10 protein-coding genes are annotated in these 12,920 nt (G+C 68.6%); 9 read left to right on the forward strand and 1 reads right to left on the reverse strand.

The features are described 5' to 3' along the window. From metH to VME70_08720, 3 genes are all read left to right on the forward strand, one after another. On the forward strand, positions 1–3,241 hold a 3,241-nt coding region (metH, locus tag VME70_08710), incomplete at its 5' end, for a methionine synthase (protein ID HTW20276.1). Beyond that, complete coding sequence (locus VME70_08715) at positions 3,238–3,363, forward strand: hypothetical protein (protein ID HTW20277.1); 126 nt, start codon at positions 3,238–3,240, stop codon at positions 3,361–3,363. The genes metH and VME70_08715, both read left to right, overlap by 4 nt. Positions 3,364–3,367: 4 nt before the next feature. Continuing rightward, positions 3,368–5,422 carry a prolyl oligopeptidase family serine peptidase gene (locus VME70_08720; protein ID HTW20278.1) on the forward strand — a complete coding sequence of 685 codons (2,055 nt, stop codon included), beginning with the start codon at positions 3,368–3,370 and terminating at the stop codon, positions 5,420–5,422. Here VME70_08720 and VME70_08725 read toward each other — a convergent pair. Next, positions 5,419–6,285, reverse strand: coding sequence for a PD-(D/E)XK nuclease family protein (locus VME70_08725; GenBank protein ID HTW20279.1), 867 nt, complete (start codon positions 6,283–6,285; stop codon positions 5,419–5,421). The genes VME70_08720 and VME70_08725 overlap by 4 nt on opposite strands. Before the next feature lie 82 nt (positions 6,286–6,367). Here VME70_08725 and VME70_08730 point away from each other — a divergent pair, with 82 nt between their 5' ends. The 6 genes from VME70_08730 (at position 6,368) to VME70_08755 (ending at position 12,855) form a co-directional block, all read left to right on the forward strand. Further along, positions 6,368–7,564 (forward strand): site-2 protease family protein, encoded by a 1,197-nt coding sequence (locus VME70_08730; protein HTW20280.1) that lies wholly within the window; start codon positions 6,368–6,370, stop codon positions 7,562–7,564. 10 nt (positions 7,565–7,574) lie between these two features. Beyond that, the gene (locus VME70_08735) at positions 7,575–8,438 is read left to right on the forward strand and encodes a tRNA (adenine-N1)-methyltransferase (protein ID HTW20281.1); all 864 of its coding nucleotides are present in this window, start codon (positions 7,575–7,577) and stop codon (positions 8,436–8,438) included. 233 nt (positions 8,439–8,671) lie between these two features. Next, positions 8,672–10,279, forward strand: a complete 1,608-nt coding sequence (arc, locus tag VME70_08740; GenBank protein ID HTW20282.1) for a proteasome ATPase — start codon at positions 8,672–8,674, stop codon at positions 10,277–10,279. Positions 10,280–10,332: 53 nt separating this feature from the next. Continuing rightward, positions 10,333–11,865, forward strand: a complete 1,533-nt coding sequence (gene dop, locus VME70_08745) for a depupylase/deamidase Dop (protein ID HTW20283.1) — start codon at positions 10,333–10,335, stop codon at positions 11,863–11,865. Between the two features lie 70 nt (positions 11,866–11,935). Next, entirely contained in the window at positions 11,936–12,145 is a 210-nt protein-coding gene (locus tag VME70_08750) for a ubiquitin-like protein Pup (protein ID HTW20284.1), read from the forward strand. 194 nt (positions 12,146–12,339) lie between these two features. After that, positions 12,340–12,855 carry an endonuclease VII domain-containing protein gene (locus tag VME70_08755; protein ID HTW20285.1) on the forward strand — a complete coding sequence of 172 codons (516 nt, stop codon included), beginning with the start codon at positions 12,340–12,342 and terminating at the stop codon, positions 12,853–12,855. The last annotated feature ends 65 nt before the right edge of the window (positions 12,856–12,920 follow it).

Below are 12,920 nucleotides of genomic sequence, written 5' to 3' on the forward strand. Positions count from 1 at the left end.
GATCGCGGACCGGATCGGGCCGCTGGCGGAGGCCGGCGCCCGCCTGGCCCGCGAGGTCGCCGATGGTTGGTCCACCGCAGATCATCCACGCTGGGTCATCGGCTCGGTGGGTCCCGGCACGAAACTGCCGACCCTCGGCCACGTGACGTACGCCGCGCTGCGCGACGCTTACCAGGAGCAGGTCGACGGCATGGTGCGCGGCGGCGTCGACGCCGTACTCGTCGAGACCTGCCAGGACCTGCTGCAGGCGAAGGCAGCCGTCAACGGCGCGCGGCGGGCGTTCCGGACGAACGGTCAGAAGCTTCCGCTGTTCGTGCAGGTGACGGTCGAGACCACCGGCACGATGTTGCTCGGCAGCGAGATCGGTGCCGCGCTGACCGCGCTGGAGCCGCTCGAGGTCGACCTGATCGGGTTGAACTGCGCAACCGGTCCGGCCGAGATGAGCGAGCACCTGCGCTATCTCGCGAGGCAGGCACGGGTCGGGTTGTCCTGCATGCCGAACGCCGGCCTGCCGGAGCTGACCTCGACCGGCGCCCGCTACCCGCTCACCCCGGCCCAGCTGGCAGATGCGCACGACGGCTTCACCCGCGAGTTCGGGATGTCGCTCGTGGGCGGCTGCTGCGGGACGACGCCCGAGCACATCCGGCAGGTGGTCGACCGCGTGGGTGGCCGTGAGGTCACGGCGCGACGGCCGCGCACCGAGCGCGGTGCGGCGAGCCTCTACCAAGCGGTGCCCTTCCGGCAGGACACGACGTACCTCACGATCGGCGAACGCACGAACACCAATGGCTCCAAGGCTTTTCGCGAGGCGATGCTGGCTGGAGAATGGGAGAGCTGCGTCGAGATCGCGCGCGAGCAGACCCGGGACGGGGCGCACCTGCTGGACGTCTGCATCGACTACGTCGGTCGCGACGGCGCCCAGGACATGCGAGAGGTCGCGTTCCGGTTTGCCACCGCCTCCACGCTGCCGCTGATGCTGGACTCGACCGAACCCGCCGTTCTGGAAGCCGGTCTCGAGTGCCTCGGCGGTCGCAGCGTCGTCAACTCGGTCAACTACGAGGACGGCGACGGCCCCGACTCACGGATCGCGCGGGTCATGCCGATCGTTCGCGAGCATGGCGCGGCCGTCGTAGCGCTCACGATCGACGAAACCGGCCAGGCACGGACGACGGACTGGAAGCTGAGGGTCGCCACCCGGCTGATCGATGACCTGACGGCGAACTGGGGTCTCGCGATCGGCGACATCTTGGTCGACTGCCTGACCCTCCCGATCGCGACCGGGCAGGAGGAGACCCGCCGGGACGGCATCGAGACGATCAACGCGATCCGTGAGCTGAAACGGCGCTACCCGGATGTGCAGACGACGCTCGGCGTATCGAACGTGTCGTTCGGTCTCAACCCCGCCGCCCGCCAGGTGCTGAACTCCGTGTTCCTGCACGAGTGCACGAAGGCGGGGTTGGACTCGGCGATCGTGCATGCTTCGAAGATTCTCCCAGTGGCCCGGATTCCGGACGAGCAGCGCGAGGTCGCGCTCGACCTCGTGTATGACCGGCGGCGGCCGGCGAGCGAGCAGACTCCCGCGTATGACCCGCTGACCCGTTTCCTCGAGCTGTTCGAGGGAGTCGATGCGGCGAGCGCGCGGCAGTCGCGGGCCGACGAGCTGGCGGCGCTGCCGCTTCGGGAGCGGCTGTCCCGCCGGATCATCGACGGCGAGCGCAACGGCCTCGAGGCCGACCTCGACGCCGCCATGGCCGGTGGCACGGCCCCGCTCGACATCATCAACGACTACCTGCTCGAAGGCATGCGGGTCGTCGGCGAGCTGTTCGGCTCGGGCCAGATGCAGCTGCCGTTCGTGTTGCAGTCCGCCGAGGTCATGAAGGCCGCGGTCGGATACCTCGAGCCGCACATGGACAAGAGCGACGAGGCCGGCAAGGGCACGATCGTGCTCGCGACGGTGCGCGGTGACGTCCACGACATCGGTAAGAACCTCGTCGACATCATCTTGAGCAACAACGGCTATAACGTCGTGAACCTCGGCATCAAACAGCCCATCTCGGCGATCCTCGATGCCGCACGCGAGCATCGTGCCGACGCGATCGGCATGAGTGGTCTGCTGGTGAAGAGCACCGTGGTCATGAAGGAGAACCTCGAGGAGATGAACTCTCGCGGCGTCGGCGCGCGCTGGCCGGTGCTGCTCGGTGGCGCCGCACTCACGCGTGCCTATGTCGAGGTCGATCTCGCGCAGATGTACGTCGGAGAGGTGCGCTACGCCAGGGATGCGTTCGAGGGCCTGCGCCTGATGGATGCGGTGATGGCGGTCAAGCGGGGCGATCCCGGGGCAACGCTGCCCGAGCCGCGCGCCCGTCGGGTTGCGGCGCGGCCGAGCGCGAGCACATCGACGGCGCCCGTGCTGCCGGCTCGATCCGACGTTGCGCTCGACAATGCGGTGCCGACTCCGCCGTTCTGGGGCAGCCGCGTGGTCAAGGGCATCCCGCTCGCGGACTACGCGGCCCTGCTCGATGAGCGCGCCACCTTCCTCGGGCAGTGGGGGTTGAAGCCGACGCGAGGGGACGGTCCGTCGTACGACGAGCTGGTCGAGACCGACGGCCGCCCGCGGCTGCGGGCATGGCTGGAGCGGATGCAGGCCGAGCAGTGGCTCGAGTCGGGCGTGGTCTATGGCTACTTCCCTTGCGTGTCCAAGGGCGACGACCTGATCGTGCTTCGTGAGGACGGCTCCGAACGCACCCGGTTCACCTTCCCGCGGCAGCGGCGCGACCGGTTCCTCTGCCTCGCTGACTTCTTCCGCCCGGAGGAGACCGGTGATATCGATGTGGTCGCGTTCCAGCTCGTCACCGTTGGCGCGCGGATCAGCGAGGTGACCGCCGAGCTCTTCGCCGCCGATGCCTATCGCGACTACCTCGAGCTGCACGGCCTGTCGGTGCAGCTGACCGAGGCGCTCGCCGAGTACTGGCATGCACGGATTCGCGACGAGCTGGGGTTCGCCGAGGAGACGTCGCCGGAGGTCTCAGAGGTGCTGGCGCACCAGGCCTACCGCGGCTCGCGGTACTCCTTCGGCTACCCCGCCTGTCCGAACCTCGAGGACCGGGCGAAGGTCGTGGAGCTGCTCGAGCCGGAGCGCATCGGTGTCAGCCTGAGCGAGGAGTTCCAGCTCGTTCCCGAGCAGGCCACGGATGCGATCGTCGTGCACCATCCCGAGGCGAAGTACTTCAACGCCCGATGACGCGGACGTCGCGCGCGGCTGCAGTGCTGTTCGACATGGACGGGCTGCTCGTCGACTCCGAGAAGCTCTGGACGATCGCGGAGATGCAACTGGCCGAACATCGACCCGGTCTGGTTGGTTGACCTGGTGAGCGCCGCCGGCCCGCCCGAGCTCCCGATCACTCGTCGTGACGACGTCGTCGACGACTGGCACGGCGAGAAGGTGCCCGATCCCTATCGCTGGCTGGAGGACACCTACGCGACGGACACGGCCGAGTGGGTTGCCGCCCAGAACGCCGTCACCTCGGAGTTCCTCGCCCCGCTCGCGAGCCGGGCCGAGATCAGCGACCAGCTGGCGCGGGTGTGGGAGCACACGCACTACACCGCGCCCTACCACCACGCCCGGCGCTGGTTCTTCACCCGGCACGATGCCGGCACCGATCAGCCGGTCCTTCGGGTTGCTGATGATCCGACGGGTGAAGGAACCGTGCTGATCGATCCGAACCCGCTGTCCGCCGATGGCACCGTGGCGATCTCGGTCTGGAACGTCAGCCTCGACGGCGGGCGGGTGGTCTACTGCCTGAGCAGCGCGGGATCCGACTGGCAGACCTGGCGAGTCCGCGACGTGGCCACCGCGACTGACCTGGACGACGTCGTCGAATGGTCGAAGTTCTGTGGCGCCTGCTGGCTGCCGGACGCGTCCGGGTTCTTCTATACCTCGCTGGACGCCCCGGTGGAGGGTCAGGAGTTTCTCGCCACCAACCAGGGCCGCCGGCTGATGCTGCACCGGGTGGGGACGGCGCAGTCCACGGACGAGCTGATCTTCGTCAACGACGACCCGCACTGGGAACCGGATCCCTGGGTCACCGCCGACGGCCGGTGGCTGTTGATCGTGATCACTCGCGGCACCGATCGCGAGGCGATCATCCGCGTTCTCGACCTCACGGATCCCGATGCGCGGATTCGCGACCTGTTGCCCGAACCGGACAACGATGCTCGCGTCGTCGGCAGCGACGGCGCGATCTTCTATGTACTAACCGACGCGGACGCGCCGACCAAGCGGTTGGTCGCGATTGACCTCGACGACCCGGACCCCGCGCGCTGGCGCGAGGTCATCCCGGAGGGTCCGGACGTCATCGTCGACGTGGTCAGGGCGGGCGGGCGGTTCGTCGCGCACGTGCTGCGGGACGCGAGCTCCCGGCTACAGGTCTGGTCGGCCGGCGGGCAGCACGAACGTGACGTCGATCTGCCGCCCTTCGTCACCGTGACCGAGCTCGCCGCGGACAACGACCTCGACCAGCTCCACATCGGCGTCAGTTCGTTCACCGATCCGGGTTCCGTCCTTGCCTGCGACGTCACGACCGGCGGCGTTCGGGTCATTCGCAACGGTTCGATCGACAAGGATGGTGCGCAGGTCGTGGTCGAGCGCGCGAGCGCGCGGTCGACCGACGGCACCGAGGTGCCGATGTTCCTCGTCCGGCGGGCCGGCCTCGAGCCCTCCGGAGACGTGCCCGCGATGCTCTACGGCTATGGCGGCTTCGACATCCCGCTCACGCCGACGTTCAACGCCGGCTGGTTCGTCTGGGTCGAACGCGGCGGCCTGCTCGCGGTAGCGAACCTGCGCGGCGGCGGAGAGTTCGGCAAGGACTGGTACGACGCCGGCCGGCTCGCGCACAAGCAGAACGTGTTCGACGACTTCGCCGGCTGCGCCCGCTGGCTGGCGTCCTCCGGCTGGTCGCGGCCGGGCCGGATCGTGATCAACGGCGGGTCGAACGGCGGGCTGCTGGTCGGCGCCGTGCTCACCCAGCATCCCGAGCTGGTGGGTGCCGCCGTACCCGAGGTGGGCGTGCTCGACATGTTGCGGTTCGCGAAGTTCACCATCGGCTGGGCCTGGATCGGTGACTTCGGCGATCCCGACGACCCGGAGCAGTACCGCTGGGTCCGCGCGTACTCGCCGCTGCACGCGATCCGGGCCGGCGCCGGATACCCGCCGACCTTGGTGATGACCGCCGATCATGACGACCGGGTGGTGCCCGGGCACTCGTTCAAGTTCGCTGCCGCGCTGCAGGATGCCCAGGGCGGGCCGGCTCCGGTGTTGATCCGCGTCGAGACCGCGGGCGGCCACGGCCACGGGCTCCCGGTGCACAAGCAGATCGCCGCCCGCGCCGACATGCTGGCCTTTTGCGAAGCGGTGCTCGGCTAGCGATCCACCGCGTCGGGAAGCTCCACCTGCTCGGGGAGTGGCGGCGGCGTGCCGCCGAACGCCGGACAGATCGCCTGGTGCGCGCACCAGTCGCACAGCTTGCTCTGCTTGTACCGCCAGTCGCCGGTCTCCCGCGCCCGCACGATGGCGGCGGCGATCGCTTCGACCTGTCGCTCCAGGGCCTCGAGGTCGGCCGCGTCCGGGGCGTAGTCGAGGATCTCGCGGTCGCTGAGGTAGTACAGCCGTAGCAGCCGGGGCAGCACGCCGGTCGACCGCCAGAGGACCAGCGCGTAGAACCGGAGCTGGAACAGCGCCTTGCCCTCATAGGCCTCGTGCGGCGACTTGCCGCTCTTGTAGTCGACGACCCGAAGGTCTCCGGCCGCGGATCGGTCCAGCCGGTCGACGAAGCCTTTGAGGTGCACCCCGGACGGCAGGGCCATCTCGACCAGAACCTCCCGCTCGGCCGGCTCCAGCCGGCGGGGGTCTTCCAGCGCGAAGTAGCTGTCGAGCAGCTCACCGGTCGACTGCAGCAGTGCAGGGAGCCCGCCCGGGGCCTCGGCAACGAGCGCGGCCAGCTCCTCGTCGTCGGCGAGCAGCTCCCGCCACTGCGGCTCGGTCAGCTCGAGTGCGGCATGAATGGTGCGCTGCTCGGCGGCCAGGTCGAACAGCTTCTCCAGCACCGCATGGATCACCGTGCCGCGAGCGGCATCGATGCTCGGTGGCTCCGGGAGCTTGTCGATGACACGGAAGCGGTAGAGCAGCGCGCAGTTCTTGAAGTCGAGGGCGCGCGACGGCGAGAGCGACCAGGCCGGCTCCTCAACCGTCGGACCAACCTCCGGTGCGGCCAGGTCGACGGTGGACATGGGCCGACGGTAGAACACGGCTCCGACATCCGGCGGCCGCCACGCACAGGTTTTCGTCAGCCGACGCGCCTACCATGAAACCGTGGCCGCAGCGCCTTCGGGCAGCGCGTCGCCGGACCCGGACGCCAAGGATCCGGCGCAGACACCCACGCCGTCGACCGGGTGGGTCGGCGGCATACCCGCGGGGCGGATCTTCGGCGTACCGCTGGTGGTGTCGCCGGCCTGGGTCCTGCTGGTCATCGCAGGCATGCTGATCGTCCCCGCCGGGCTTCGCCAGCACATCAAGGGACTGAGCACCACCGGCAGCGTGGTCGCCGCGCTCGGCCTGATCCTGCTGATCTACGGCGCCGTTCTGGCGCACGAGGCGAGCCACGTCATCGTCGCGAAGACCCTCAACCTGAAGGTCGGACGGGTCGTGCTGCAGCTGCTCGGCGCGCAGTCGGAGGTGCTCGACGAGCCACAGACCCCGGGCCGGGCCTTCGTGATTGCGGCCGCCGGCCCGATGACCTCGGTGTTCCTGGCCGGGATCGGCGCCGTGGTCGGTGCGCGGTTCGCGACGGACTCCGTCGGCTGGGTGCTTGCGTGGTCCGTGGCGTGGATCAACGGTCTGGTCGCTGCTTTCAACCTGCTGCCCGGGCTTCCGCTGGACGGCGGCCAGATGCTGCGTGCCGCGATCTGGCACCTCACGGGCGACAAGCTCCGGGCGCTGCTCATCGCCGGATGGATCGGACGCGGCGTCGCACTCGCGCTCGGCGTCGTCGGCTTCGTCGCTCCGAGCGTCTTCGCGAGCGACTCGACCTTCGGCGCGCTGTACCTCTGCTTCATCGCCGTCTTCGTCTGGTCGAACGCTTCGATCTCGATCGCCCAGGCGCGGGTCGGGGCCGCGGTCCCCACGCTCTCGGTAAGCAAGTTCGTCCGGCCGGCACTCACCGTCGAGGCGCAGCTTCCGCTGGCCGAGGCGGTCCGGCGGGCCCGTGACATCGGTGCGCGCGCCTTGGTCGTTGTCGACGGCCGGGACCGCTGGGCGGGCATCGTCTCCGAGGCGGCGGTCCAGGCGACGCCGGTCGAGCGCCAGCCGTGGATGACGGTCAGCGACCTGGCCCGCCCGGTCGAGGCCGGCCTCGTGCTCTCGGCAAACCTCGGTGGCGAGGACCTGATGACCGCGATCCAGCGCACACCGGCGACGGAGTATCTGGTCGCTGACTCCGACGGCCTGCTTCGCGGCGTGCTCGCGCGAGCCGACCTGGTCGCAGCGCTGCGGGCCGCCGGCATCCGCTAGACACGTCAGGGTGACGACGACGCCCGGTCGCGGCCGAGGGCCGTTCGCGGTCGGCGACCTGGTCCAGCTCACCGATCCCAAGGGCCGCATGCACACGGTCGAGCTGGTGGCCGGCAAGGACTTCCACACCCATCGTGGGCAGATCCACCACGACGACCTGATCGGCGCGCCCGAGGGAAGCGTGGTGACATCGACGGGCGGTACGCCGTACCTCGCGCTCCGCCCGCTGCTGGCCGACTACGTGCTGTCGATGCCGCGCGGGGCCACCGTGATCTATCCGAAAGACGCGGCGCAGATCGTCGGGTTGGCGGACATCTTCCCCGGCGCGCGGGTGATCGAGGCGGGCGCAGGGTCGGGCGCGCTGTCCTGCAGCTTGTTGCGTGCGGTCGGCGCAGAGGGATCGGTGACGTCCTACGAACGACGGGCCGAGTTCGCAGCGGTTGCCCACGCAAACGTGGAGCGGTTCTTCGGCGTCCTGCCCACTACCTGGCGGCTCGAGGTCGGTGATCTGGCCGACGCTGAGGTGGAGGATGAGGCAGATCGGGTGGTCCTCGACATGCTCGCGCCCTGGGAGGTGCTCGATGTCGCGGCTCGGGCGCTACGGGCGGGTGGCGTGCTGTGCGGCTACGTCGCCACCGTCACGCAGCTGTCCAGGATCGTCGAGGCGATCCGGGCGCACGGGGGCTTCGCCGAGCCGGCCTCCTGGGAGTCGATGGTGCGTGGCTGGCACGTCGACGGACTGGCGGTACGCCCGGAACACCGGATGATCGGGCACACCGGTTTCCTCGTCACGGCGCGCCGGCTGGCGCCCGGAGTCGTGGCGCCGCCGCGGCGGCGCCGGCCGGCGAAGGGCGCACACGCGGACGGCGAGTAGGCGCACAATGTCCTGTCTCGTGAGCATAAGCCGCTATAGGCTCACTCAATGACCGACCCGAATCGGCCGAGGAGGTGTATGTGCCGCACGAGGATGCTGAGGCACGCGCCGCCCGTCTCGAGAAGGAAGCGCAGGACCTCAGCAACCAGGTGAACTTCCTCGAAGAGGAAGTCGGTACCTTGCGCCGTCGACTCGCGGACTCGCCACGCCACCTCCGCAGCCTCGAGGAGCGGCTGTCCGAGGCACAGGCCAGCCTCGCGGGTGTCAGCAGCCAGAACGACCGCCTGGTCGCCACGCTCAAGGAAGCGCGCGAGCAGATCATCGCGCTCAAGGAAGAGGTCGACCGGCTGGCCCAACCACCGTCCGGCTACGGCTACTACATCGGCGCGCACGAGGACGGCACCGTCGACATCTTCACCGGTGGCCGCAAGCTGCGGGTGTCGGTGTCACCGTCGATCGACGCCGACGAGCTCCGCCGCGGCCAGGAAGTCATGCTCAACGAAGCGCTCAACATCGTCGAGGCGATGAGCTTCGAGCGGCTCGGCGACGTCGTCATGCTCAAGGAGATCCTCGAGGGCGGCGACCGCGCGCTGGTGATCGGGCACACCGACGACGAGCGGGTCGTGATGCTCGCGGACACGCTGCTCGACAGCCCGTTGCGGGCGGGTGACTCGCTGCTCGTGGAACCGCGGTCCGGGTATGCCTACGAGCGCATCCCCAAGTCCGAGGTCGAAGAGCTGGTCCTCGAAGAGGTCCCCGACATCGACTACGAGAACATCGGCGGGCTCGCCGAGCAGATCGAACAGATTCGTGACGCGGTCGAGCTTCCGTTCCTGCACAAGGATCTCTTCGTCGAGCACCAGCTGCGGCCGCCCAAGGGCATCCTGCTGTACGGGCCACCCGGCTGTGGCAAGACGTTGATCGCCAAAGCGGTGGCCAACTCCCTTGCGAAGCAGGTCGCGGCGGCCGGCAAGGGTGAAGGCCGGTCGTACTTCCTCAACATCAAAGGCCCCGAGCTGCTGAACAAGTACGTCGGTGAGACCGAGCGTCACATCCGGCTGGTCTTCCAGCGCGCCCGCGAGAAGGCGAGCGAAGGCACGCCGGTCATCGTGTTCTTCGACGAGATGGACTCGATCTTCCGGACCCGAGGCTCCGGTGTCTCCTCCGATGTCGAGAACACGATCGTGCCGCAGCTGCTGTCCGAGATCGACGGTGTCGAAGGCCTCGAGAACGTCATCGTGATCGGCGCGTCCAACCGCGAGGACATGATCGACCCCGCGATCCTGCGGCCCGGCCGGCTCGACGTGAAGATCAAGATCGAGCGGCCGGACGCGGAGGCCGCGCGCGACATCTTCTCCAAGTACGTCGTCGCCGAACTCCCGTTGCACGCCGACGACCTGGCCGAGCACGGTGGCTCGTCCGAGGCGACGATCGGCGCCATGGTGCAGCGCACGGTCGAGCGGATGTACACCGAGAGTGAGGACAACCGCTTCCTCGAGGTCACCTACGCCAACGGCGACAAGGAAGTCCTGTACTTCAAGGACTTCAACTCGGGAGCGATGATCGAGAACATCGTCGCGCGCGCCAAGAAGATGGCGATCAAGGACTTCCTGTCAACCGGGCAGAAGGGCATTCGGGTCGGCCACCTGCTCTCGGCCTGCGTGGATGAGTTCAAGGAGAACGAAGACCTCCCGAACACCACGAACCCCGACGACTGGGCCCGCATCTCCGGCAAGAAGGGCGAGCGGATCGTCTACATCCGTACTCTGATCACCGGCAAGCAGGGCGACGAGTCCGGCCGATCGATCGACACGGTCGCCAACACCGGTCAATACCTGTAACGCGGGCGGCCCGCTTGCGTGCTGCAACTCGGATCGCCGCTTAGGCTGGAGTCATGACGGTTCGCCGGGTCATGGGCACGGAGACCGAGTACGGGATCTCGGTGCCGGGCCAGTCGGCGGCCAACCACATGCTGGCGTCGAGCCAGATCGTGAACGCGTATCTCAATGCGACGACCGGCTCGCCGCGCGACCGGAGCCCGCGCTGGGACTTCGAGGAGGAGTCGCCGCTTCGCGATGCGCGCGGCTTCGACGTCGGCCCGACCATGGCGGACACCGCCGATGTGCTTCCCGATGACGAGGTCGGACTGGCCAACGTCATCCTGACCAACGGCGCTCGCCTGTATGTCGACCATGCGCACCCGGAGTTCTCCGGCCCCGAGGTCACGAATCCACGCGACGGCGTGATCTGGGACAAGGCGGGCGAGCTCGTGATGCTGGCGGCGTCCGAGTACGCCGCGCAGATTCCCGGCGCCGGCCAGATCCAGCTCTACAAGAACAACACCGACAACAAAGGCGCGTCGTACGGCTCGCATGAGAACTACCTGATGCGCCGGCAGACGCCGTTCGGCGACATCGTTCGCTACCTCACGCCGTTCTTCGTGACCCGCCAGGTCGTGTGCGGCGCGGGACGCGTCGGCATCGGCCAGGACGGCCATCAGCACGGGTTCCAGATCTCGCAACGCGCGGACTTCTTCGAGGTCGAAGTCGGGCTCGAGACGACGTTGAAGCGGCCGATCATCAACACTCGCGACGAGCCGCATGCCGATCCCGAGCGCTACCGCCGGCTGCACGTGATCATCGGTGACGCCAACCTGAGCGAAGTGTCGACGTACCTGAAGCTCGGAACCACCTCGCTCGTCCTGTCGATGATCGAGGACCGCTGGTTCAGCGAGAACGACGTCGATCTGACGATCGACGCGCCGGTCGCAGCACTTCGCGCGATCTCGCACGACCCGACGCTTCGGCACACGATCACCATGCGCGACGGGCGCACCCTCACGGCGCTCCAGGTGCAGTCCGAGTTCCTCGAGCAGGCCCGCAAGTACGTCGAGGACCGGCTCGGCGCGGACGCCGACGAGCAGACCCTCGACGTGCTGTCGCGCTGGGAGCGGGTCCTGGTGCGGTTGGCCGACGACCCGATGCTGCTCGCCGGCGAGCTCGACTGGGTCGCCAAGCTGTCGCTGCTGCAGGGCTACCGCGACCGGGAAGGCCTCGACTGGGACGCGCCGAAGCTGCAGCTGGTCGACCTGCAGTACAGCGACGTACGACCCGAGAAGGGGTTGTACAACCGGCTGGTCGCGCGCGGGCGGATGGAGCGGGTGGTCAGCGACGCCGAGATCGCGCGTGCGGTCACCGAGCCGCCGGTCGACACGCGGGCGTACTTCCGCGGCCGTTGCCTGGCGAAGTTCGCCGCCGATGTCGCCGCCGCGTCGTGGGACTCGGTGATCTTCGACGTCGGGCGGGAGTCACTCCAGCGGGTGCCGATGCTCGAGCCGCTGCGGGGCACCAAGGCGCACGTCGACGCGCTGCTCGAGCGCAGCGCCACCGCCGCCGCACTGGTCGACGAGATCACCAGCGCGCGCTGACCCCGGCGCGTCCCACCCTGCAGGTACCGTCAAGGCATCGCGATCGGCAGATCGACCCGGAGGTGCTCCCATGGCGACCCGTGACGACGGCGGCCAGCAGCGCGTCAGCAAGAAGACGGCGGAGACGGAGGAGGTCGAGGAAGCCGCGAGCTCCGACGTCAAGGAGCGCCACGAAGCCCTGACCGACGACGTCGACGACATCCTGGACGAAATCGACAATGTCCTAGAAGCGAACGCAGAGGAGTTCGTGCGCTCATACGTGCAGAAAGGAGGCCAGTGACCCTTTTGTCCGTTTCAAAGTAAGGCCAGATCGGGGGGAACATGAAGGTCTGCCTGGATTGTCGGCAGGACAAGCCGCTGCAGGAGTTTCCACGCGCGAGCAGGCGTAAAGACGGCCGGGGGAGTTATTGCCGCGAGTGCATGCGGGCACGAAGCAAGGCCTCCTATCGCGTTCGCCAGGGCAAGGCGGGCAAGGTGGTGCGAGAGCCCGTCCTCGTACCGGAGGGCTACAAGTGGTGCAGAGACTGCGAGCAGGCCAAGCCGCTCGAGGACTTCTGCCGCAACCGCAACGAGCCAAGGGGTCGCGCCCAGTACTGCAAGGTCTGCCACAACGCTCGCTCCCGCGAGACCCGTGAGCGGCTGTACGGCGGTGGGCGTGAGTACCACCTGCAGCGGCGATACGGGATCGGGCAGGTCGACGTCGATCGAATGCTCGCCGCGCAGGACGGGAAGTGTGCCGTGTGCGGGAAGGCCGATCCCGAGCATGTCGATCACGACCACAAGACCGGCACCGTCCGTGGGTTGCTCTGCTTCAACTGCAATCAGGCGCTCGGCAACGTTCGCGACAGCCTCAGGGTGTTGCGCGGCCTGATCGCCTACCTCGATCCTGAGGCCGACCGGCCATCCGGGATCGAGGGCCGCTTGTCGGTGCTGGTTCGTGCGGCCAAGCCACTGCCGGACATGGCGTGGGCTAAGCCGCGAACGGCGTAGCCGTTTCGGCTCGTCGCGAACCCTGGCGCACGATCCGCTCCGAGTCGTGGGAGGGTGGCGCCGTG

The sequence above is a fragment of the Mycobacteriales bacterium genome (assembly GCA_035504215.1).
Taxonomy (GTDB): Bacteria; Actinomycetota; Actinomycetes; order JAFAQI01; family JAFAQI01; genus DATAUK01.